The organism is Mesorhizobium sp. M4B.F.Ca.ET.203.01.1.1 (assembly GCF_004791025.1).
GTDB classification, from domain to species: Bacteria; Pseudomonadota; Alphaproteobacteria; order Rhizobiales; family Rhizobiaceae; genus Mesorhizobium; species Mesorhizobium abyssinicae.
The window spans coordinates 499,460-521,665 of record NZ_SRUO01000004.1 but is presented as its reverse complement, the minus strand read 5'-3'; the positions used below and the strand labels follow the sequence as shown (position 1 = coordinate 521,665).

The 22,206-nt window shown below is 65.2% G+C and carries 16 protein-coding genes and 1 tRNA gene; 11 read left to right on the top strand and 6 right to left on the bottom strand.

The features are described 5' to 3' along the window. Positions 1-4 precede the first annotated feature (4 nt). From glgA to EN846_RS12375, 5 genes are all read left to right on the top strand, one after another. Complete coding sequence (gene glgA, locus EN846_RS12395; protein WP_127393441.1) at positions 5-1,450, top strand: glycogen synthase GlgA; 1,446 nt, start codon at positions 5-7, stop codon at positions 1,448-1,450. Positions 1,451-1,453: 3 nt separating this feature from the next. After that, on the top strand, positions 1,454-3,082 hold the full coding sequence (locus tag EN846_RS12390; RefSeq protein WP_127393442.1) for an alpha-D-glucose phosphate-specific phosphoglucomutase: 1,629 nt from the start codon (positions 1,454-1,456) through the stop codon (positions 3,080-3,082). A gap of 412 nt (positions 3,083-3,494) precedes the next feature. After that, positions 3,495-5,528 (top strand): glycogen debranching protein GlgX, encoded by a 2,034-nt coding sequence (gene glgX, locus EN846_RS12385; protein WP_128346495.1) that lies wholly within the window; start codon positions 3,495-3,497, stop codon positions 5,526-5,528. Continuing rightward, a complete protein-coding gene (locus EN846_RS12380) occupies positions 5,525-7,198 on the top strand; it encodes an alpha-glucosidase family protein (protein WP_128346492.1) in 1,674 nt (557 codons plus the stop codon). Before glgX ends, EN846_RS12380 begins: the two co-directional genes overlap by 4 nt. Then, positions 7,195-7,566, top strand: coding sequence for a hypothetical protein (locus tag EN846_RS12375; RefSeq protein WP_127394041.1), 372 nt, complete (start codon positions 7,195-7,197; stop codon positions 7,564-7,566). Before EN846_RS12380 ends, EN846_RS12375 begins: the two co-directional genes overlap by 4 nt. Here EN846_RS12375 and EN846_RS12370 read toward each other — a convergent pair whose 3' ends face one another. Next, entirely contained in the window at positions 7,567-9,366 is a 1,800-nt protein-coding gene (locus EN846_RS12370) for a TadG family pilus assembly protein (protein WP_127394040.1), read from the bottom strand. Next, complete coding sequence (locus EN846_RS12365; RefSeq protein WP_245478389.1) at positions 9,363-9,728, bottom strand: TadE/TadG family type IV pilus assembly protein; 366 nt, start codon at positions 9,726-9,728, stop codon at positions 9,363-9,365. Before EN846_RS12365 ends, EN846_RS12370 begins: the two co-directional genes overlap by 4 nt. A gap of 381 nt (positions 9,729-10,109) precedes the next feature. On the opposite strand from EN846_RS12365, the gene EN846_RS12360 reads away from it, so the two are divergent. From EN846_RS12360 to EN846_RS12345, 4 genes are all read left to right on the top strand, one after another. Next, on the top strand, positions 10,110-11,702 hold the full coding sequence (locus EN846_RS12360; RefSeq protein ID WP_127311216.1) for a peptide ABC transporter substrate-binding protein: 1,593 nt from the start codon (positions 10,110-10,112) through the stop codon (positions 11,700-11,702). A gap of 175 nt (positions 11,703-11,877) precedes the next feature. Beyond that, positions 11,878-12,801 carry an ABC transporter permease subunit gene (locus EN846_RS12355; protein ID WP_127393019.1) on the top strand — a complete coding sequence of 308 codons (924 nt, stop codon included), beginning with the start codon at positions 11,878-11,880 and terminating at the stop codon, positions 12,799-12,801. Continuing rightward, the gene (locus EN846_RS12350) at positions 12,794-13,915 is read left to right on the top strand and encodes an ABC transporter permease subunit (RefSeq protein ID WP_127393020.1); all 1,122 of its coding nucleotides are present in this window, start codon (positions 12,794-12,796) and stop codon (positions 13,913-13,915) included. Before EN846_RS12355 ends, EN846_RS12350 begins: the two co-directional genes overlap by 8 nt. A gap of 1 nt (position 13,916) precedes the next feature. Continuing rightward, a complete protein-coding gene (locus tag EN846_RS12345) occupies positions 13,917-15,536 on the top strand; it encodes an ABC transporter ATP-binding protein (RefSeq protein ID WP_127393021.1) in 1,620 nt (539 codons plus the stop codon). Positions 15,537-15,566: 30 nt separating this feature from the next. On the opposite strand, the gene EN846_RS12340 is transcribed toward EN846_RS12345, so the two are convergent. The 3 genes from EN846_RS12340 to EN846_RS12330 all read right to left on the bottom strand — a co-directional run bounded on the left by EN846_RS12340 (position 15,567) and on the right by EN846_RS12330 (position 17,238). Continuing rightward, entirely contained in the window at positions 15,567-15,902 is a 336-nt protein-coding gene (locus EN846_RS12340) for a hypothetical protein (protein WP_127286548.1), read from the bottom strand. Between the two features lie 186 nt (positions 15,903-16,088). Then, positions 16,089-16,165, bottom strand: a tRNA-Pro gene (locus EN846_RS12335). A 191-nt stretch (positions 16,166-16,356) separates the two neighbouring features. After that, on the bottom strand, positions 16,357-17,238 hold the full coding sequence (locus tag EN846_RS12330; RefSeq protein ID WP_127286547.1) for an NmrA/HSCARG family protein: 882 nt from the start codon (positions 17,236-17,238) through the stop codon (positions 16,357-16,359). A 96-nt stretch (positions 17,239-17,334) separates the two neighbouring features. Between EN846_RS12330 and EN846_RS12325 the strand changes: the two genes are divergently transcribed. Both EN846_RS12325 and EN846_RS12320 read left to right on the top strand, forming a co-directional pair. Next, on the top strand, positions 17,335-18,234 hold the full coding sequence (locus EN846_RS12325; protein WP_127393022.1) for a LysR family transcriptional regulator: 900 nt from the start codon (positions 17,335-17,337) through the stop codon (positions 18,232-18,234). Positions 18,235-18,278: 44 nt separating this feature from the next. Next, positions 18,279-20,519: an AGE family epimerase/isomerase gene (locus EN846_RS12320; protein ID WP_128346578.1), complete on the top strand. Its 2,241-nt coding sequence runs from the start codon at positions 18,279-18,281 to the stop codon at positions 20,517-20,519. Between the two features lie 184 nt (positions 20,520-20,703). Here the strand turns inward: EN846_RS12320 and betB are convergent, their stop codons facing one another. After that, the gene (gene betB, locus EN846_RS12315) at positions 20,704-22,167 is read right to left on the bottom strand and encodes a betaine-aldehyde dehydrogenase (protein WP_128275880.1); all 1,464 of its coding nucleotides are present in this window, start codon (positions 22,165-22,167) and stop codon (positions 20,704-20,706) included. Positions 22,168-22,206: the final 39 nt, after the last annotated feature.

Below are 22,206 nucleotides of genomic sequence, written 5' to 3'. Positions count from 1 at the left end.
GCGCATGCAGGTTCTGTCGGTCACGCCCGAAATCTTCCCGCTGATCAAGACCGGCGGGCTTGCCGACGTGACCGGCGCTTTGCCGATCGCGCTGGCCGGCAAGGGCGTCGCCATGCGCACCCTCATCCCCGGCTACCCTCAGGTGATGGCCGCCTTCAAGAAAAAGAAGGCCGTCTACCAGTATCCGCTGCTGCAGGGTGGCAAAGCCTCCATCCATGCCGTTCAGATCGCCGGACTCGACCTCTTCGTGCTCGACGCGCCGCATCTGTTCGACCGGCCGGGCGGCCCCTATGGCAATGCCACCGGCGCCGACTGGCCAGACAATTGGCGACGCTTCGCCGCACTCAGCCAGGTTGGCGGCGACATCGCCGGCGGCGCCATCTCCGGCTACCAGCCCGACATCGTGCACGCCCATGACTGGCAGTCGGCGATGGCGCTTGCCTATATGCGCTACGGCAAGGCGGTCGGCGTGCCGTCGCTGATCACCGTGCACAACCTCGCCTTCCAGGGCCAGTTCGGCGCCGGCATCTTCGGCGAACTCGGCCTGCCGGGCGTGGCGATGGCGCTCGACGGCGTCGAATACTATGGCGGCGTCGGCTATCTCAAGGCCGGCCTGCAGGCCGCCTGGGCGATCACCACGGTGAGCCCTACTTACGCGCAGGAGATCCGCTCGCCGGAATTCGGGATGGGCCTCGACGGGCTGATCAACATGCGCGCCATCGATCTCCACGGCATCGTCAACGGCATCGATGTCGACATCTGGAATCCCGAGACCGACAAGCATCTTGTGGCCAATTATTCGGCCGAGACGCTTGCTGCGCGGGCCAAGAACCGCAAGGCGGTGGAGGACCGTTTCAATCTCGAGAGTGACGACAGTCCGATCGTCTGCGTCGTCAGCCGGCTGACCTGGCAGAAGGGCATGGACATTTTGGCTGCGGTCGTCGACGGCATCGTCGCGGCCGGGGCGCGCCTCGCCATCCTCGGCTCCGGCGACGCCGGCCTCGAAGGCGCGCTGCTTGCCGCCGCCGCCCGCCATCGCGGCCGCATCGGCGTCGTCGTCGGCTATGACGAGGCGCTCTCGCACATCATGCAGGGCGGCTGCGACGCCATCGTCATCCCGTCGCGTTTCGAGCCTTGCGGGCTGACCCAGCTCTACGGCCTGCGCTATGGGTGCGTGCCGGTCGTCGCCCGCACCGGCGGGCTCGCCGACACCATCATCGACGCCAACGAAGCGGCGATATCGGCGGGTGTCGCGACCGGCTTCCAGTTCGCGCCGAACAATGGCGGCGCGCTCGTCCATGCCATCCACCGGCTGGTCAGCGCGCATGCCAATCCCGCCGTTTGGAGCTCGATCCAGCGCCAGGGCATGAAGGCCGATGTCTCCTGGGACAGGAGCGCCGAGAAATATGTCGAACTCTATCGCCTGCTGCTTTCGAAAAGGGTTGCCTGAATCATGATACGGACCGTCGCCACCAAACCCTATCTTGACCAGAAGCCCGGCACCTCCGGCCTGCGCAAGAAGGTGCCTGTGTTCCAGCAGGAGCACTATGCGGAGAACTTCATCCAGTCGATCTTCGACGCTCTGGAAGGGTTCGAGGGCGAGACGCTGGTGATCGGCGGCGACGGCCGCTTCTACAACCGCGAGGTGATCCAGAAGGCCATCGCCATGGCTGCCGCCAACGGCTTCGGCAAGGTGATGGTCGGGCAGGGCGGCATCCTCTCGACGCCGGCCGCCTCCAACATCATTCGCAAATACAAGACCTTCGGCGGCATCATCCTGTCGGCCAGCCACAATCCGGGCGGCCCGCACGAGGATTTCGGCATCAAGTACAATGCCGGCAATGGCGGCCCGGCGCCGGAGAAGATCACCGACGCCATCTTCGAGAAGACCAAGACGATCTCGAGCTTCAAGATCGCCGACATCGGCGCGATCGACATCGACAAAATCGGCACGGTCAAGGCTGGCGGCATGACGGTGGAGGTGATCGATCCGGTCAGCGACTATGCCGAGCTGATGGAAAACCTTTTCGACTTCGATGCCATCCGCGCCAATTTCAAATACGGCTTCCGCATGCGCTTCGATGCCATGCATGCGGTGACCGGCCCCTATGCCAAGGAGATCCTCGAGCGCCGGCTCGGCGCGCCGAGCGGCACCTGCCGCAACTTCAAGCCGCTGCCGGACTTCGGCGGCCATCATCCGGATCCGAACCTGGTGCACGCCAAGCATCTCTATGACGAGATGATGGGCCCGGACGCGCCGGATTTCGGCGCCGCCTCCGATGGCGACGGCGACCGCAACCTGATCATCGGCAAGGGCATCTTCGTCACGCCGTCGGATTCGGTGGCGATGCTCGCCGCCAATGCGCATCTGGCGCCGGGCTACAAGGACGGCCTCAAGGGCATCGCCCGCTCGATGCCGACCAGCGGTGCCGCCGACCGCGTCGCCGAGAAGCTCGGCATCGGCATCTACGAGACGCCGACCGGCTGGAAGTTCTTCGGCAATCTGCTCGACGCCGGCATGGCGACGATCTGCGGCGAGGAAAGCGCCGGCACCGGCTCCAACCACGTGCGCGAGAAAGACGGACTGTGGGCGGTGCTTCTTTGGCTCAACATCCTCGCCGTGCGCGGCGAGAGCGCCAAGCAGATCGTCACCGAGCATTGGGCGACTTACGGCCGCAACTACTATTCGCGCCACGACTATGAGGAGGTCGACACCGACCGCGCCAACAGGCTGGTCGATGAACTGCGCGCCAAGCTCGCCTCGCTGCCTGGCACGAGCGTGCGCGGCCTGAAGATCGCCACCGCCGACGACTTCGCCTATCACGATCCGGTCGACGGCTCGGTGAGCAAGAACCAGGGCATCAGGATCCTGTTCGAGGGCGGCTCGCGCGTCGTCTTCCGCCTCTCCGGCACCGGCACCTCCGGCGCCACGCTGCGCGTCTATATCGAGCGCTACGAGCCGGATCAGGCAAGGCACGATCTCGACACCCAGGAAGCGCTCGCCGACCTCATCGCCGCGGCGGACGACATCGCTGGCATCAAGAGCCACACCGGCCGCGACAAACCGAGCGTGATTACTTGAGGCTGGCGCGGCGCGCCTTTCCTTCTCCCCTTGTGGGGTCCGAAGGACGGGGCGAGACCCGTGGCTCGCCCCCAGGCGGTGGATCGGCGCGCAGCGCCGAGACGGACGAGGGGTGCTGGCCGGATCGACCACCTTGGCGATTGGCAGATACGCTCGTTCCATCGTCATCCACGGGCGGAGCAAGGAGCGCAGCGACGCGGCGCAGACCCGAGGATCCATGCCGTGACGTCGCGGCGACGCCACGGTCTAGAATTCTGCTCCGCTGCGCCCTTCGGTCGAGGCCACGGCATGGATCCCAGGGTCTCCGCGACGGAGCTTCGCTCCTGCTTCGCCCTGGGATGACGACGTCGCCGAGGCTTCGGCTAGTCTCCGACGTTTGCAACGTGCCGCGAGGCTGGCAAGCGTGAGCAATCTGGGCGCCAAGCTATCGTTTAACGTTCTACGTAAGGGCGTTCACTTCGTTTTTGCCTCGCAGAGTGCAACGCGCGGCTGGGTTTCCGTGTTTGATCCGGCCGGAGCAACCGAGATCCAGCGAGTAGAACTGGAGCGAACGCCGCTCCAGTTCACAGAGGACAGGGTGCTGTTTCAGGGCTTCGTACAAGACATCAAAGCCGGCGCCCGCTATGGCTTTCGCGCGGATGGCCCATATGCCCCCGACAAGGGCCTGTGGTTCGACCCGGACAAGCTGCTCACCGATCCTTACGCCATCGAGATCGATCGTCCCTATCAATACCACTGGCGGCTCGCGGCCAAACGCAACGAAGGTGCCGATACCGCCGCCTTGATGCCCAAAGCGATCGTGGTCGCGATGCCGGAACCGCTGTCGCCCCAGCCGCCATTGTTCCAGCCCGGCGGCCTCATCTACGAGCTCAACGTCCGTTCCTTCACCAAACTGCACCCGGACGTGCCGGAAGCGCAGCGCGGCACAGTCGCGGCGCTCGCTCATCCGGCAATCATCGAGCACCTGAGGCGTCTCGGCGTCTCCGCTGTCGAACTGATGCCGATCACCGCCTCGATCGACGAGCGGCATCTGCCGCCGCTCGGGCTCCACAACGCCTGGGGCTACAATCCCGTCACCTTCATGGCGCTCGATCCGCGCCTGGCGCCGGGCGGCCTAGCCGAATTGCGCGACACGGTTGCCGCCTTGCGAAAGGCCGGCATCGGCACCATCCTCGACCTCGTTTTCAACCACACAGGCGAGAGCGACCGCTTCGGTCCGACGCTGTCGCTGCGCGGCCTCGATGCGCAGGCCTACTACCGGCACGAGCCGGACGGCAGGCTGGTCAACGACACCGGCACCGGCAACACCATCGCCTGCGACCATCCGGTCGTCTGCGAAATGGTGCTCGACACGCTGCGCCATTTCGTCCGCCATGCCGGCGTCGACGGTTTCCGCTTCGACCTGGCGCCAGTGCTCGGCCGCGTCGACGGCACGTTCGACCCGCAAGCGCCGCTGCTTCAAGCCATCGCCGGCGATCCGCTGCTGGCCGACCGGGTGCTGATCGCCGAACCCTGGGACATCGGCCCGGGCGGCTATCAGCTCGGCAATTTTTCTCGACCCTTCCTCGAATGGAACGACCGCTACCGCGACGACGTCAGGCGCTTCTGGCGCGGCGATGCCGGCACGCTCGGCACGCTGGCCACGCGGCTCGCCGGCTCGTCCGACGTCTTTGCCAGGGCAGCGCAGGACAAGAGCCGCACGGTCAATTTCATCGCCGCGCATGACGGCATGACGCTGGCCGACCTCGTCGCCTATGAGGAAAAGCACAACGAGGCCAATGGCGAGCAGAATCGCGACGGCCACGGCGACAACCTGTCCTGGAACAATAGCGTCGAGGGCGGGACCGACGATGCCTCGATCGTCGAGGCGCGGCTCGGCGATCGGCGCGCGCTGCTTGCTACGCTGTTTGCCTCGCGCGGCACGATCATGCTGACGGCGGGCGACGAGTTCGGCCGCACGCAAGACGGCAACAACAACGCCTATGCGCAGGATAATGCCATCACCTGGCTCGACTGGGCAGGCCGCGATCAGGCGCTGGAGCGGTACGCGGCAGCGCTCAGCGCGCTGCGCCGCGCCGTGCCGGCGCTTTCGGATACGCGCTTCCTGAGCGGTCGGCCGCCGGCCGGCTCCGACGTGCCCGATGTTGCATGGCTGACCGAATCCGGCGCGCCGCTCGGCGAGGCCGACTGGAACGACGCGCGGCGGCACCGCCTCGCCATGGTGCTCGGCGGCGCCGGCGATGGCCGCCTTGCCGTCGTCGTCAACGGCGACCGCCGCCAATGCGTCTTCACGCTGCCGGAACGGACCGGGTTCCGCTGGCATGCCGCCATCGAGGCGGCGGATGGCGGCGGCGACCTGTCGCGGCCGGTGCCGGGACGGACGGTGGTATTCATGATCGAGCGCAAGGCCGGCGGCCGGGCACGCAGCGGGAAGGACAAGGGATGACTGAGGGCAATGGGGAGCGGGGGGCCGACTGGTGGCGCGGCTGCGTCATCTACCAGATCTACCCGCGCTCCTTCCAGGACACGACGGGCGACGGCAGCGGCGATCTCAAGGGCATCACCGCCAGGCTCGCCCATGTCGCCTCGCTCGGCGTCGACGCCATCTGGCTGTCGCCATTTTTCAAGTCGCCGATGGCCGACATGGGCTACGACGTATCGGACTATCGCGATGTCGATCCGATGTTCGGCACGCTCGAGGATTTCGACGCGCTGGTCGCCGAGGCGCACCGGCTCGGCCTGAAGGTCGTCATCGACCAGGTGATCTCGCACTCGTCCGACAAGCATGAATGGTTCGTCGAGAGCCGCGCCAGCCGCGACAACCCGAAGGCCGACTGGTACGTCTGGGCCGATGCCAGGTCCGACGGCAATGCGCCCAACAACTGGCTGTCGCTGTTCGGCGGGCCGGCCTGGGAGTGGGATGCCACCCGCCGGCAGTACTACATGCACAATTTCCTCGCCGCCCAGCCCGACCTCAACTTCCACAATCCGGAGGTTCAGGACGCGGTGCTGGACACGGTGCGCTTCTGGCTGGAGCGCGGCGTCGACGGCTTTCGCCTCGATACGGTCAACTACTATTTCCATGACCGCTGGCTGCGCGACAACCCGCCCCTGGCGGAAAGTGTCGCCGGCACCAACGGCGCCACGACCACCTATGCCTTCCAGGAGCATCTGTTCGACAAGACGCGGCCGGAGAACCTCGACTTCCTCCGCCGCTTCCGCGCGCTGCTCGACGAGTATCAGGACCGCGCCGCGGTCGGCGAGGTCGGTGACGAGGACCGCTCGCTGCAGACGCTCGCCGCCTACACCTCCGGCGGCGACAGGCTGCAGATGTGCTACACATTCGACCTGCTCGGGCCGCAATTCTCGGCGGCGCACATACGCGGCTGCGTCGAGGCTTTCGAAGGCACCGTCGCCGACGGCTGGGTCTGCTGGGCCTTCTCCAACCACGATGTCGTGCGCCATGTCAGCCGCTGGACGCGGCCGGGCGGCGATCCGGACAGGGTGGCGAAATTCTCGATCGCGCTGCTCGCCTGCCTGCGCGGCTCGATCTGCCTCTACCAGGGCGAGGAACTCGGCCTGGAGGAAGCGGAACTCACCTTCGAGGATCTGCGCGACCCTCTCGGCATCCGCTTCTGGCCGGGCGTGAAGGGCAGGGACGGCTGCCGCACACCGATGGCCTGGGCTGCCGGCGCCGACAATGGCGGCTTCACGACGGGCAAGCCCTGGCTGCCGCTGCCGGCCAGCCACCGCGCCCGCGCCGTGAATGTCCAGAACGGCGAGGAGGGATCGGTGCTTGCCGCCTACCGGGCGATGCTTGCCTTGCGCAAGCGGCACCCAGCGCTGGTCAGCGGCTCCATCCGCTTCCTGGATGCCGAAGGCGATGTTCTTGCCTTCGTCCGCGAGGGTGAGGGCGAGAGGCTGGTCTGCGTCTTCAACTTCGCCGACGAGCAGGCGGTCTGGCCCTTGCCGCCGGCTCTGGGGCCTGTTGAAGCGGTCGATCTCGGCCCCGGCGCGGTCATTGCCGAAGACGCATTGTCACTGCCGCCGCTGGGTTGCTTTCTGGGGCGAACCAACTTGACGGCCAGCCCGTCAATGTCCAGCGAGGCTCGGTGATGCTCATCGAATATACGAACGAAGTCGCGTTCGGGGAGCCACCGCCATCCGTAATTGTGTTGTGCACGCTTCGTGAGGTACGAGAGCTGTCTTCGAAATTGTTGCTCCGCGATGTTGTCGACATGTCGTCTGGATTCAACGCAAATTTTTCGGGTGGGATATCTGGCTTTCAGGTCAAGATTGTCACTGAGAATGAGCACTTAGTGAGGATTCAAGACGGAAAGGTATTGATATCCTTGTCTAAGGAACACGCTGGCGCGATTTCAGCGATGCTTGATCAAATAGATGTGCAAGGCCAGACCATATACGTCGACTTCGATGGCCTGAATCTCTTTGAAGAGGCAAATTTGATTATCTCTACGACCTAACTACTGCACCAGCACCGAGCGTCCGCAGGTCCCGCCGGTGACCCGGACATCGGCTTCGCCGACATGAACGCCGAGCGCACCAAGCACGTTGTAGACCAGGCTGTCGACCGGCGCGGTCACGCCGTTGAGCGCCGTCACCACCGCCGGCTTCACGGTGCCGAGCAGGGCGGTGACGTCGAGGCCGGCACCGAGCGCCTTGACCGACAGCGACAGGTTGTTGTCCAGCGAGGTGGAGAGCGACTGCGTCAGGTTCTTCGTCGACACGGTCTTCATCGTCTTGGCGGCGATTTCGGTGGCGTTGAAGGTCAGGTTCGTCGGCGCCATGTTGGTAACCGAGAACGCCGAAGATCCGTTGATCTGCAGCAGGCTGAGGTTGACCAGCAAAAGCTTGACGCTGACGTCGGCGATTTCGGCGTCGCTGAACGATTGCGGCTTGGTGAAATCGGCAAAGCCGCTGGCGTTGGTGTCGGCGAGATGCGCGGCGACGACGCCGGGCTGTGCCGCGATCGCGACCTTCAGGCTGTCGGGACGCCCGGTCGGGCAGCTAACTTCGGTGAGCTTCGCTTCGGCGTAGGCCACTTCGACATTGAGCGGCAGGTTGACGGCGAGCAGCTTGATGCCGCCGCCCAAATTCACGCCGGAGTTGCCGTTCCCATTGTTGCCGCTGCCGATGCCGACGCTGGCATTCAGCTTGATGCGGGTCTGCGCGGTGCGCACCACGGTGCCGGCCTCGCCGACTCTCAGCCAAGGCGAGGATTGCGGCGGCTCGCCGATGGCGATGCTGAGCGTGGTGGAGGTCAGCCCCGGTATGGTGGCGCCGAGATTGACCTGTACCTGGTTGGTGCCGTTGGCAAGTGCCGCCGCCGCCGTCACCATGCTCATGGCGCTCGTCGCGACGGTAAGCCCCGCCGGCTTCTGGCCGACGCCGAGGCTGCCGACGGAGCCGAGATCGATGAGGTGGCTGAGCGGGATCTTGACCGTGTTGGTGGCGCCGGCGGCCATCGTCTGCAGTGCCAGCTTGGAGGTGCGGTCAAGCCCCGGAACATTGGCCATGGCTGTGGCGATCTGGCCGACGGTGGCCTTCGAAGCCAGCACGTCCGAATAGCTCACGCCCGTCAGATGCAGTTGCATTGCCAGCGCGTCGGTGAAGGAGAGCACGTCGACATCGGCCGATATCAGCGCGTTGTAGTCCATCACGCTGAGCGAGATGTTGGTGCCGAGCAGGCCGCCGAGCAGCGCGTTGAGCACGCCGCCATTGAGGCTGGCGAGCCGCGACCCGACCGAGAACGCGGCTTCCGCCTGGGCGCTGGCGGTGGCCGTCGTTCCGATCACCGGCGGCTTCATCATCATCGCGCCGAAATAGAGCGTGCCCTTCTTCTTCAGCGACACCTGCACGGCGTTATAGGGCAGCTTGCCGGCCTCGAAACGGCTTCCGGCGGCGATCGCGCTGACGCCGGAATAGCGGCCGGGCACCACCTGGACGACCGCCTTGCTGGCCGTCGGCTCGATGATCGTCCCCTGCTTCTGGACGGCGACCGAGTTGAAGCCGTTGTCCTTCAGCGTGGTCAGCACCGCCTTCTCGGCATTGTTGATGTTGGCCGCGGCGGTGATCGCCGCGAGATCGACGATCGACTGTGCCGCGCGGCGCTCGTTGAACAGCGCGCCTTCGTCAACCGCGAAGGCTGTCAGCGCCAGCGCGACCGGCGCGCTCAGCGCCGCCATGACGGCGAAGTTGGCGCGCCTGTCGGCGATCAGCCGGCTGCCCGATCGCAGCATCGCGGCGGCAGCGGCGCGCATCATATGCCCCCGACGCGGATCGTCGATTGGCGCTTGATCGTCATCGATGGCATCGGCAGGCTGTCCAGCAGGTTCCAGATCGGCAGCTCGCGCGCGTCGTAGCTGACCGAAACGACGAACTGGCTGCCGTCGATGGCGCTGTCCTTGGCATCGACCGTCAGCTTGTGCGGGTCGACGAACGGATAGCCGGCGACGTCGTGATTGATGAAATTGGTGACCAGGGCCTGCCGCTCGGTCTGGTTCAGCCCGGCTATCGCCGTTCGCGCCGCGTCGGCGGCGATCTGCTGGACCGAATGGCTGGCTCCGAAATAGATGCCATATGCAACCATGCCGAGCAGAAGCAGGATAAAAAGCGGCGCCAGCATGGCGAATTCGACCGCCGTTGTCCCGACGGCGTCAGCCCGGAAACGAGACCACGAAACACGGCTTTTTGGGTCCTGCAGCATAGTGCGGAGCATGCCAAATCCGCACTGCAAAAACAGAAAACGGATGGAGCAACCGCTAGGTGCAGCAAGTTGAACGTCCTGTTTTTGCTTAAGTCGCCGCTGTTTTAGCGATTGCGCGCTAACTTAGCGTCAAGCGTGCACACAGCACGACTCGGTTGAAATCGGATATCTGTCTGTCTAGTGTCCTGCCACCAGCCGCCGGAAGCGATCGGTGGCACGCCCAAAAACGACCAAAATTGGTTCAGGGGCGTCAACACGTAATAGGTGTGGCTGAGGGGCCGCGCCGACAGGGAGAACTTCATGCTGAAAAATGTGCTGAAGGCGACGGTGTTCGCCACGACCATGGCCTTGGCCGCGGGCACCTTCTACACGCCGGCTTTCGCCGAGACCGTTTACAACCGCGGATCCGCCGCCGAGGCGGAGACCGTCGATCCGCACAAGACCTCGACGGTCTACGAAGCCGATATCATACGCGACATGTTCCAGGGCCTGGTCATGCATGACCAGAAGACGAACCTCATCCCGGGCGCCGCGGAAAGCTGGACCGTGTCCGACGACGGCACTGTCTACACCTTCAAGCTGCGCAAGGACGGCCTCTGGTCGGATGGCAGCCCGGTGACGGCGGAAGACTTCGTCTATTCGTTCCGTCGGCTGGAAGACCCGGCCACCGCTGCCGAATACGCCTCGATGCTCTATCCGGTGAAGGGCGCTGAGGACTTCAACACCAAGAAGGGCAAGGCAGAGGACATGGGCGTGAAGGCGGTGGACGCCAACACGCTGGAAGTGACGCTGAAGGCGCCGACGCCCTATTTCCTGGAGATGCTGACCCACCAGGCGACCTATCCGGTCAACAAGGCGTCCATAGACAAGCTCGGCGCCGACTGGATCAAGCCGGGCAAGCTGGTTTCCAACGGCGCCTATACGCTGGCCGAATGGGTGCCCAACGACCATCTCAAGCTGGTCAAGAATCCGAAATTCTGGGACGCCGGGACCGTCAAAATGGACGTCGTCAACTACATCCCGACCGAGGATCGCTCGTCTGCGATGAAACGCTTCGAGGCCGGCGAACTCGACAGTTATGGTGACTTGCCGACCGAACAGCTTGCCGATCTCAAGACCAAGTTCGGCGACCAGGTCCGCGTCGGTCCATATCTCGGCACCTACTATTACGCGATCAAGACCGACAAGGCGCCGTGGGACAATGTCGAGCTGCGCAACGCCATCTCGATGGCGATCGATCGCGACTTCCTCGCCGAGAAAGTCTGGCAGAACTCGATGCTGCCCGGCTATTCGATGGTGCCTCCGGGCATCGAGGGCTATACGCCGGCAGTGGCCAAATACGCCGACATGCCGCAGATCGACCGCGAGGACGCTGCCAAGAAGATCCTCGAGAAACTCGGCTATACGCCCGAGCATCCGTTGAAGATGGAGATCCGCTACAACACCTCGGAGAACCACAAGAACACGGCGGTCGCCATCCAGGAGCAGCTGAAGCCGCTCGGCGTGGAGGTGACGCTGCTCAACACCGACACCAAGACCCACTATGGCTTCCTCGAGCAGAAGGGTAACTATGACGTCGCCCGCGCCGCCTGGATCGCCGACTACAAGGATCCGGAAACCTTCCTCGGCATCTCGCGCAAAGCGAGCGGCAACAACTACTCCGACTACAACAGCCCGGCCTATGAGGCCGCAATGGACAAGGCAGCCGCCGCCGGCGGCAAGCCCGAGGAGCGCATGAAGGAGCTGGCCGCGGCGGAGCGCGTCCTCGTTGACGACGTCGGCCAGATCCCGCTTCTCTATTACAGCTTCCACGACATCGTTTCCTCGAAGCTGCATGGCTTCGACGACAATGTGATGGACATCCATCCGTCCCGCTTCATCTCCAAGGACTGACAAGAAACCTTGGCCGTGCCGCCGCTGCCATTTTGGGCAGCGGCGGCCGCGGTCTGTCGTCGTACCGGGCCGAAAGTCGGGTTGGATTTTCGGCAATGCCGGTGCGAAGATCAGAGATGCCGGCGTTGCGGGTCTTCGTTTGGAGAGCCGTCACCCTGGCTGAAGCGGGGCGCCGATGCTGCGTTATGTCTTCCGGCGGTTGTTGACCGCCATCCCGACGCTATTCGTCATCGTGACGCTGGCGTTCTTCCTGATCCGTGTCGCGCCGGGCGGCCCGTTCAACCAGGAGCGGGGACTGAGCCCTGAGATCAGGGCCAATCTCGAAGCTCAGTTCGGCCTGGGCGATCCGCTCTGGCTGCAATATGCCCACTATCTCGGTAACCTTTTGCGCGGCAATTTCGGCCCGAGCTACAACATGCCGGATTTCACCGTCACCGAGCTGTTCGCCAAGGGGCTGCCCATCTCGGTCCAGCTCGGGTCCTCGGCGCTGCTGCTGGCCTTGCTGCTCGGCGGCGTGCTCGGCACCGTCGCCGCGCTCAACCAGAACAAGCTTGGCGACTATGCCGTGATCGCGCTGGCGACGGCCGGCAGCACAATTCCCACTTTCGTCATCGCGCCGGTGATCCAGCTCCTGTTCGGCCTGACCTGGAAGCTCCTGCCGATCGGCGGCTGGGGCGACGGCGCCCTGATCAACAAGGTCGGCCCGGTGCTGACGCTTGCGCTGCCGCAGATCGCGATCGTCGCCCGGCTGATGCGCGGCTCGATGATCGAGAGCTTGCGCTCCCATCACATCCGCACCGCCCGCGCGCTCGGACTGTCCGACTGGTCGGTGGTGGTCAAGCACGCGCTGCGCGGCGCCATCCTGCCGATCGTCTCCTTCACCGGCCCGGCGGCGGCGGCGCTGCTCACCGGCTCGGTCATCGTCGAGACCATCTTTTCCATTCCGGGCGTCGGCCGCTATTTCGTCGATGCCGCCCTGAACCGCGACTACACGCTGGTCATGGGAACTGTGGTGGTCATCGCCATCTTCACCATCGTCTTCAACCTGATCGTCGATGTCATGTACGCTGTCGTCGACCCGAGGGTGCGCTATGACTGATATCGCAGCCGCAGCCCCCGCAGTCGTTGGCCGCTCGCTCTGGGGCGACGCCTGGGCGCGCCTCAAGGCCAACCGCGCCGCCATGTTCAGCCTCTATTATCTTGCCTTCATCGCGCTGATCAGCGTGTTTGGTCCATCCCTGGTGCCGCACGAATACACCACGATCTACGGCGACTATGTGCGCACGCCGCCGAGCTTCTCGGCATACCCCAAGCCCGACATGATCCAGACCGCATTGACCGACGCCATCAAGCGCATGCGCGTCGACATCAATGAATGGCACCAGGACGGTAGCCGCGTCATCGTGACCGTCACGTCGAAGAAGCCGATAGACGACCGCTACATCCGCTATCTCGATCGGTCCGACGCCTTCGACGACACAAAGATCGATAGCAAATCGCCCGACGGGCTCGAAGTGACGATGAGTGCCGCCATCAAGCAGCAATATTTCTACTTCGGCACCGACAACACCGGCCGCGATCTGCTGTCGCGCACGCTGATGGCCGGGCGCATATCGCTGGCCATCGGCCTTCTGGCGGGCGTCGTGGCGGTGGTGATCGGCGTGCTCTACGGCGCCGCGGCCGGCTTTGCCGGCGGCCGGGTCGACGAGGTGATGATGCGCATCGTCGACGTGCTCTATTCGCTGCCCTTCATCTTCTTCGTCATCATGCTGGTGGTGTTCTTCGGCCGCAACTTCGTCCTGATGTTCCTGGCGGTGGGCGCCGTGCTGTGGCTCGACATGGCACGCATCGTGCGCGGCCAGGCGCTGTCGATCCGAAGGCAGGAATATGTCCAGGCCGCCGAAGCCATGGGTGTCGGCCAGCGCGGCATCCTGATGCGTCACGTCATCCCCAATTTGCTAGGCCCGGTGGTGATCTACATGACCCTGCTGGTGCCGCAGGTCATCATCCTGGAAAGCTTCCTGTCCTTCCTCGGCCTCGGCGTGCAGGAGCCGATGACCAGCTGGGGCGTGCTGATCTCGGTCGGCGCCAAGAACATCGGCAGCGCCAACTGGCTGCTTCTGTTCCCCGCCTTCTTCCTCGTTTCGACGCTGTTCGCGCTGAACTTCGTCGGCGACGGCCTGCGCGACGCGCTCGACCCGAAGGACCGCTGACATGGCCGCTGCCGAAACGATCCTCGACGTCAGGGACCTTCGCGTCCGCTTCCGCACCCTCGACGGTGCGGTCGAGGCGGTCAAGGGCATCAACATCAACGTCAGGGCCGGCGAGACCGTCGCCGTGGTCGGCGAATCCGGCTCCGGCAAGAGCCAGACCATGATGGCCGCGATGAGCCTGCTGGCCTCCAACGGCGAGGCAACAGGCGCCGTCGACTATCGCGGCCGCAACCTTTTGACGATGAGCAAGAGCGAGCTCAACAAGGTGCGCGGCCGCAAGATCAGCATGATCTTCCAGGAGCCGATGACCTCGCTCGATCCGCTCTATTCGATCGGCAACCAGCTGATCGAACCGATCCGCAGGCATCGCGGGCTGGGCGCGGCGGAAGCGCGCGAGGAGGCGCTGAAGCTCTTGCGGCTCGTGCACATTCCCGATCCCGAACGGAGGATGAAATCCTATCCGCACGAAATGTCGGGCGGCCAGCGCCAGCGCGTCATGATCGCGATGGCGCTGGCCAACGATCCCGACATCCTGATCGCCGACGAGCCGACGACGGCGCTCGACGTCACCATCCAGGCGCAGATCCTGATGCTGCTCGCCGAATTGCAGCGCAAGCTCGGCATGGCCATCGTCTTCATCACCCACGATCTCGGCATCGTCAGGCGCTTCGCCGACCGCGTCTATGTCATGCGCCAGGGCGAGGTGGTGGAGGAGGGCGAGGCCGAAGCGCTCTTCGCCAACCCGCAGCACGCCTACACCAAGATGCTGCTGGCGGCCGAGCCGACCGGCTCCAAGGCGCCGCCGCCGGCCGGTGCCCCGGTGCTGCTCGAGGGCCGCAATGTCGAGGTGGTGTTCAGGATCGGCGGCGGCTTCCTCGCCGGCGAGCCGCTGATGCTGCGCGCCGTCGACAACATCTCGATCCGCCTGAAACGCAACCAGACGATCGGTATCGTCGGCGAATCCGGTTCCGGCAAGTCGACGCTCGGCCGCGCGCTGCTCAGGCTGTTGCCCAGCGAGGGCCTGATCCGCTTCGGCGACCGCGACATCTCCGACGCCGACCGCCAGGCGATGCGGCCACTCAGGCGGCAATTGCAGCTCGTCTTCCAGGATCCGTTCGGCTCGCTGTCGCCGCGCATGACCGTCGGCCAGGTGATCACCGAAGGGCTGTTGGTGCACGAGCCGTCGCTCACCGGCAAGCAGCGCGACCAGCGCGCGGTCGAGGCGCTGCGCGAAGTCGGGCTGGATCCCAATTCGCGCAACCGCTATCCGCACGAATTCTCGGGCGGCCAGCGCCAGCGCATCGCCATCGCCCGCGCCATGATCCTGAAGCCGAGGCTGGTGGTGCTTGACGAGCCGACCTCGGCGCTCGACCGCTCGGTGCAGAAGCAGATCGTGGAGCTGCTGCGCAAGCTGCAGGCCGACCACGAACTGTCCTACCTGTTCATCAGCCACGACCTCGCCGTGGTCCGCGCCATGGCCGACTACATCATCGTCATGAAGCAGGGCAAGATCGTCGAGGAAGGGCCGACGGAAGACATCTTCAGCAATCCGCAGGCCGGCTACACCCAGACGCTGATGAACGCCGCGATCGATACGGCGCGATTTCGGATGAGCGCGTAAGGCAGCGGCCCTGTGCCCAGCCGCACAACGCTACGACGTGCACTGCCGCTTTCTTGCCGCGACGATCGCCTGCTGCTGTTGCTGCATCCGTTCGATCCTGGCCGTTTCGCGGTTGGCCACGACCGTCTTCACGCGCTCGCCGCCGAGCAGCCAGTTCGGCACGCTGGTATTGGCGACCTTGCCGCGTGCGATGGCGGTTTGCGAGATCCCGGTGGCGGTGTCGCCGAGCGCGACGTTGAGTTCCGGGCAGCTCATGCGGTCGTATTTGTCCGAATCGATCGAGGCAAGCCTCGAGGAGCAGCCAACCGCAACGAGCAGCACGGTGATCAAAGTAAACAGGAGTGCTGCCGTCGGCGCGGACTTCATACTTTCACCTGCTCTCGCCGTTCCTCAGTCCCGCACGCCCGTCGAACCAGGGTAGGGCGCCATTAGGTCAAAGCGAGAGCCTGTTGTCGAGCACAATGGAAGGCCAGAGGCCGTTCCGCTCGATTTGCGGCGCAGACGGGTGATTTCGGGAGCGGGAGGCAACAAGCAGCCAAGTGCTTGTTTTTCTGGTCGGAGTGGCAGGATTTGAACCTGCGACCCCATCGTCCCGAACGATGTGCGCTACCAGACTGCGCTACACTCCGTGACCAGACCGCGGGCTTATAGCCGCCGCTTTTCGATCCTGCAAGCGCCAATGGCAGTACGTCTGTCGCATTTCGTCACATTCGCCGCGGACTGTTGAAATCTTCGGGCTGGCTCAGCGATCCGCTGCGCGAAAAGGGCAAGCGGACCAGCACGATGGGCTGGCTGATCCGCTTGCCGAAACCCAGCGCAATCAGGCGGCTGACCGATCGAGCATGCTCCAGTCGAACGCGCGCGCCCAGTCGGCAAAGCTGTGCCAGCGCACCTCCTGGAATTCCTTGTGCAAGCCGGGGATGTCGACGTCGTAGCCGACGCTGTCGAACCATTCGAACATCAACGCCGCATCCTCGTTCTGCTGGCGGGCCATGGCGATCGGGACCTCCTGGTAGCCGATCGGGCGGCCGATGGCCTGCGACAGGATTTTCGCCTGCTCTTCGCCGGACAATTCATCTCCGGCGAAATCGAAGCGCTTGCCGAATACCCGTTCGCGACGCTCGATCAGCGCCGCGACGAAGGCGCCGATGTCCGCCAGCGCGACCAGCTGCAGCCTGCGCTTGGCGGGCACCGCGAAAGCATGCGTGCCCTGGGCCAGCGCGCCGATCGACCAGGGGGCGACGAAATTCTCCATGAAGGCGACCGGGGCGCTGATCGTATAGGGGATGCCGAGCCGCTCGATATGCCGCTCGACCAGATATTTGCTTTCGAAATGCGGGATGCCGGTTTTCTTGTTGGCGTCGGCGACGGACGAATAGACGAGATGCCCGACGCCGGCAGCCTTCGCCGCGTCGGCGGCAAGGATACCCTGGCGGGTCTCTTCCTCCATGCCGGCCTCGGTCATGGTGCCCATCAGGAACATGGTGTCGACGCCGCTCGCAGCCTTGATGATGGAGGCGGCGTCGGATAGATCGCCGGCCACGATTTCGGCGCCGGCGGTCGCCAGTTGCCGCGCCGCCTTGCCGTCCGGCGAGCGCGTCAACGCCTTGACGCCGTGGCCCTTGGCAAGAAGAGCGCGCGCGACCGCGCCGCCTTGCTGGCCGGTGGCGCCGGTCACCAGAATGTCTCTTTTGATGGTCATCTGTTTGCTCCGTGTTTGCGTGGAGCAAAGTTAGGGTTTGCGGCATTGATGCATAATCACCTATAATTGGAAAACTTTGTCCCACTCTTGGATACAATGATCGACCTCAACGACATCGCGGTTTTTGCCCGCGTTGTGGAAACCGGCAGCTTCACCGCCGCCGCGCGCCTGCTTGCCATGCCAAAGACGACGGTCAGCCGCCGCATTGCCGCGCTCGAGCGCGAGTTCGGCGTCCGCCTGCTGCAGCGCACGACCCGCAGCCTCAACATGACGGATGCTGGGCGCCTTTATTACGAGCAGAGCAGCCAGGCACTGCGGGCGATCGAAGAGGCCAATCTGCGCCTTGCCGAGGCGAGCGCGGAACCATCGGGCACGATCCGTATCTCGGCGCCCGTCGGTTTCGGCGCCTATTTCCTCAACCGCGCCGTGGTCGAGTTTCTCGAGATCTATCCGAAGACCAAGGTCGAGCTTCGCCTGACCGACGACAAGCTCAACCTGGTTGAGGACGGGATCGATCTCGCCTTCCGCACTGGCGTCTTGCAGGATTCGACGCTGATCGCCCGCAAGCTCGGCTCGACGCACAGGCATCTCTGCGCCAGCCCGGACTATCTGGCGCGCCATGGAGCACCGGAAGCGCCGGCGGATCTCGCTCATCACCACTGCGTCATTGCCGGCCCCTCGGCAGCCGGCGCTCACTGGGTCCTGGACGGGCCGCAAGGCCAGGAGACGGTCACGGTATCCGGGCGCTTCGCCGCCAACGAGATGCAGGCTGTCGTCGCCGCCGCCATTGCCGGCTACGGCATCGCTCAATTGCCCTACGGAATGGCGGACGCGCTGATCGGCGAGGGGCGGCTGCGCCGCGTCCTTGGGGATCACACCACGCCGGCCGGCGGTCTTTACGTCCTCTATCCGAGCAGCCGCCACCTGTCGCCCCTGGTCAAGGCGTTCATCGATCTGGCGACCGAGCGGATTTCGAATCGGGTAAACAGTGCATAAAGCTGTGCGTACCCATGCGACCAACTTCTGATTGCGAGACCCGGATGAGCGAGCGCATTGTCAGTTTCGTCATGAGTGGCGGCGTCGGCTCGCGGCTCTGGCCGCTGTCGCGCGAGGACAATCCCAAGCAGTTCCACGATTTTTCCGGCGACGGTTCGATGCTGGCCAAGACCCTGCGCCGGCTGGCGGCAAGGCCGGCCGGCGAAACGCCGATCTTCCTGATCGCCGCCGAGCGCCACGCCGAGCGCGTCCATGCCGACCTCGCAGGCCTCGATCTTGCCGGCGGCGGCCCGCTGTTCGAGCCGACCGGACGCAACACCGCGGCCGCCGTCGCGCTCGCCACATTGCGCACGCTGTCCGAATTCGGCGACAGCCTGGTGCTGGTGGTGCCGTCCGATCACGAGATTTCGACCGCGGAGCAGTTCTGGCGCAGTGTTGAAGCCGGGGCCGTGGCGGCTCATGCCGGCCGCCTGGTGGTGTTCGGCATCAAGCCGACCCAGCCCGAGACCGGCTACGGCTATATAGAGGTCGCCGCCGACAGGGACGGTGTGTTCGATGTCTCGCGTTTCGTCGAGAAGCCCGACCTCGCCACCGCGCAAACCTATCTCGAAGCCGGAACCTTCTACTGGAACACCGGCATCTTCCTGTTTCGCGCCGGCGCCATGCGCGACGCCTTCGCGGCTTTCGCGCCTGATATCTGGCAGGCCACCGAAGCCGCCTATAAGGCGGCGACATCGGATCTTTCCGGTCTCTATATGCCGCTGGAACTCTATTCCGCCATCCCATCGACCTCGATCGACTACGCCATCATGGAGCGTGCCAAGGGCATCGCCATGGTGCCGGCCGGCTTCCGCTGGAACGATCTCGGCTCCTGGCAGTCGCTGCTCGATGTCGGGCCCTCCGACAATCAAGGCAACGTCATCGTCGGCGATGTCGTCGCCATCGATTGCGAGAATTCCTACATTCGCGGCGAGGGCCGGCTGCTCTCGGCCATCGGCATGAAGGACGTCGCCATCGTCTCGACCGCCGACGCCACTTTCGTGGCGCCGGTCAGCCACAGCCAGCACGTCAAGAAGATCGTCGAGCAGCTGGAGAAGTCGGGTCGCCTGGAAACCCGCTTCACGCCGGCGCATGACCGCGTCATCGAAAGCGGCGCCTGGCGGCAGCGCGTACATCACTGGCTGTTCGACGAGACGCTGCCGCTGTGGTCGACGTCGGGCGTCGACGAGCGTCATGGCGGCTTCCATGAGGCGCTCGGCTTCGACGGCTCGCCGCTGATGAAGCCCAAGCGCATGCGCACGCAGGCGCGCCAGGTCTATGCTTTCGCGGTGGCCAAGGAACGCGGCTGGACCGGCCCGGCCGACCGGCTGATCGCCCATGGCATCGATTTCATGACCGGCAAGGGCCGCACCGCAAGGGGCGGCTGGGTGCGCACGCTCAACATCGACGGCTCGGTCGCCGACCCGGCCGAGGACGCCTACGACCATTCCTGCGTGCTTCTGGCGCTGGCGCACGCCCATATATCGGGTCATCCCGACGCGCTCCGGCTCGGCGAGGAGACCTTTGCTTTTCTCGACGCCCATCTCGAGGACAGCCGCATGACCGGCTTCCTCGAAACGTCCGACGGCGAAGGCGAGCGGCGCTCCAACCCGCATATGCATCTGCTCGAAGCCTTCCTCGCCTGGCATCAGGCGACCGGCGAGCGCGCCTATCTGCGCCGCGCGGCGCAGATCATCGACCTCTTCCGCAGCCACTTTTTCGATCCGGAAAGCTGGACGCTCGGCGAACATTTCGACGACGGCTGGAAGCCGGTGGCCGGCGAGAAGGGCAGCTGGACCGAGCCCGGCCATCATTTCGAATGGGCCTCGCTGCTCGTCGATTTCGCCGGCCGCAGCGGCCAGACCGAGCTCACCGCCTTTGCCCGCAAGCTCTATGCCTCCGCCGTCGCCAACGGCCTCAACCGCGCCACCGGCCTGTCCTACGGCGCCGTCTCCAGGCAAGGCCTGCCGCTCGACCGGGTGTCGCGCAGCTGGCCGCAGGCCGAAGCGGTCAAGGCGGCGATTGCGCTGGACGGCACGGGCGGGCCGGACCTCAAGCCGGAGATCGAGGCGCGCGTCGGCCGCCTGTTCCGCTGGCACATCGACCCGGCGCCGCTCGGCCTCTGGATCGACCGCATCGACGAACGCGGCCGCTCGCTGGCGACCGACGTGCCGGCCAGCATTTTCTACCACCTCGTCTGCGCGCTGACGCAGTATCTGGATGGAACGGCCGGGGAGGGAGGCTGAAGCCGCCGATCTCCCCCCACGAGGGGGAGATGGCCGGCAGGCCAGAGGGGGTCGGTTCGACTGGACGCGACCTTCTTTTGCGACAGGATAAGGCTAGCGCCCCACGCGCGGCGACCCCCCTCTGTCGCCTTCGGCGACATCTCCCCCTCAAGGGGGGAGATTAGGCGTGCCTCGCGCCAGCCCCTCAATACGGGCTCGCCACGTCCCCCGTCTCGACATAGACCGCCTTCAGCTGCGAGTAGAGTGCCAGCGCCGCAAGCGAGTTCTCCCGCCCGATGCCCGACTGCTTCACCCCACCGAAGGGGATTTCCACCGGCGTCAGATTGTAGGCGTTGATCCAGCAGGTGCCGGCCTGCAGTTCGGCGATGACGCGGTGGGCGCGCGGCAGGTCGCGGGTGAAGACCCCGGCGGCGAGCCCGAATTCGGTGTCGTTGGCGCGCTCGATCACCTCGTCCTCGCTGTCGAACTTCAGCACGCTCATCACCGGCCCGAAGATCTCTTCGCGGGCGATGCGCATCGTATCGGTGACGCCGGTGAATACCGTCGGCTCGACGAAGAAGCCGCCCTGAAAACCCTGCAGCGAGGGCACGCTACCACCGCAGGCGAGGGCAGCGCCGTCTTGCCTGCCGGTCGCGATGTAGGAGACGACCTTCTCCTGCTGCGCCTTGTTGACCAGCGGCCCCATCTGCGTTTCTGGATCGAGCGGGTCACCGATGCGGATCTTCTTGGTACGCTCTACCAGACGGTCGACGAAACGGTCGTGGATGCCCTTCTGCACGAAGACACGCGTACCGTTGGAGCAGATTTGACCGGTCGAGTAAAAGTTGCCGAGCATGGCGCCGCCGATGGCGTTTTCGAGATCGGCGTCGTCGAAGACGATCAGCGGCGACTTGCCGCCGAGCTCCATCGTCGCGTGCTTCATCTTCGAGCCGGCGAGCGACAGCACCTTGCGTCCGGTTGGCACCGAGCCGGTCACAGAAACCTTGGCGACGACATCGTGGCCGACGAGGCCGGCGCCGACATCGCCATAGCCCTGCACGACGTTGAACAGACCGTCGGGCAGGCCGGCCTCCGAGTAGATCTCGGCCAGCGCCAGCGCCGACAGCGGCGTGTTCTCCGAGGGCTTGAACACCATGGCGTTGCCCATGGCGAGCGCCGGGGCGGATTTCCACCCGGCGATCTGGATCGGATAGTTCCAGGCGCCGATGCCGACGCAGACGCCAAGCGCCTCGCGCCGCGTGTAGGCGAAAGGCCCGCCGAGATCGACCGCCTCGCCGTTGAAGGCGGCGACCGCGCCGCCGAAATATTCCAGGCAATCCGCCGCCGAGGGCGCGTCCGCCACCAGCGTCTCCTGGATAGCCTTGCCGGTGTCCAGCGTCTCGATGCGCGCGAGATCGGCATTGCGGGCGCGAAGAATGTCGGCGGCGCGGCGCAGGATGCGGCCGCGCTCGACCGGCTTCAGCCGAGCCCAGGCCGGTTGTGCGGCGCGCGCGGCCTCGATCGCCAGTTCCAGCACGTTCGGCGTCGCGGAATGCAGCGTGGCGATTGTCTCGCCCGTGGCCGGATAGATCACAGGCAGCGGCGCGCCGCCCTCGTCCTCGATGTAGCGGCCGTTGACATAGTGCGATGCCGTGGGCTGGGCGCGCATGGTCTTCTCCATTGATGGTCGCTGGGCGGGAGGGCGCCA

What these genes read in the sequence shown, in the direction of transcription:
- EN846_RS12320 (WP_128346578.1), top strand. Translation starts at nt 18,279, where the DNA reads ATGAGCGAGCGCATTGTCAGTTTCGTCATGAGTGGCGGCGTCGGCTCG.
- EN846_RS12340 (WP_127286548.1), bottom strand. Translation starts at nt 15,902, where the DNA reads ATGAAGTCCGCGCCGACGGCAGCACTCCTGTTTACTTTGATCACCGTG.
- EN846_RS12345 (WP_127393021.1), top strand. Translation starts at nt 13,917, where the DNA reads ATGGCCGCTGCCGAAACGATCCTCGACGTCAGGGACCTTCGCGTCCGC.
- EN846_RS12380 (WP_128346492.1), top strand. Translation starts at nt 5,525, where the DNA reads ATGACTGAGGGCAATGGGGAGCGGGGGGCCGACTGGTGGCGCGGCTGC.
- EN846_RS12355 (WP_127393019.1), top strand. Translation starts at nt 11,878, where the DNA reads ATGCTGCGTTATGTCTTCCGGCGGTTGTTGACCGCCATCCCGACGCTA.
- glgA (WP_127393441.1), top strand. Translation starts at nt 5, where the DNA reads ATGCAGGTTCTGTCGGTCACGCCCGAAATCTTCCCGCTGATCAAGACC.
- EN846_RS12330 (WP_127286547.1), bottom strand. Translation starts at nt 17,238, where the DNA reads ATGACCATCAAAAGAGACATTCTGGTGACCGGCGCCACCGGCCAGCAA.
- EN846_RS12325 (WP_127393022.1), top strand. Translation starts at nt 17,335, where the DNA reads ATGATCGACCTCAACGACATCGCGGTTTTTGCCCGCGTTGTGGAAACC.
- EN846_RS12365 (WP_245478389.1), bottom strand. Translation starts at nt 9,728, where the DNA reads ATGCTGGCGCCGCTTTTTATCCTGCTTCTGCTCGGCATGGTTGCATAT.
- EN846_RS12350 (WP_127393020.1), top strand. Translation starts at nt 12,794, where the DNA reads ATGACTGATATCGCAGCCGCAGCCCCCGCAGTCGTTGGCCGCTCGCTC.
- betB (WP_128275880.1), bottom strand. Translation starts at nt 22,167, where the DNA reads ATGCGCGCCCAGCCCACGGCATCGCACTATGTCAACGGCCGCTACATC.
- EN846_RS12360 (WP_127311216.1), top strand. Translation starts at nt 10,110, where the DNA reads ATGCTGAAAAATGTGCTGAAGGCGACGGTGTTCGCCACGACCATGGCC.
- EN846_RS12390 (WP_127393442.1), top strand. Translation starts at nt 1,454, where the DNA reads ATGATACGGACCGTCGCCACCAAACCCTATCTTGACCAGAAGCCCGGC.
- EN846_RS12370 (WP_127394040.1), bottom strand. Translation starts at nt 9,366, where the DNA reads ATGATGCGCGCCGCTGCCGCCGCGATGCTGCGATCGGGCAGCCGGCTG.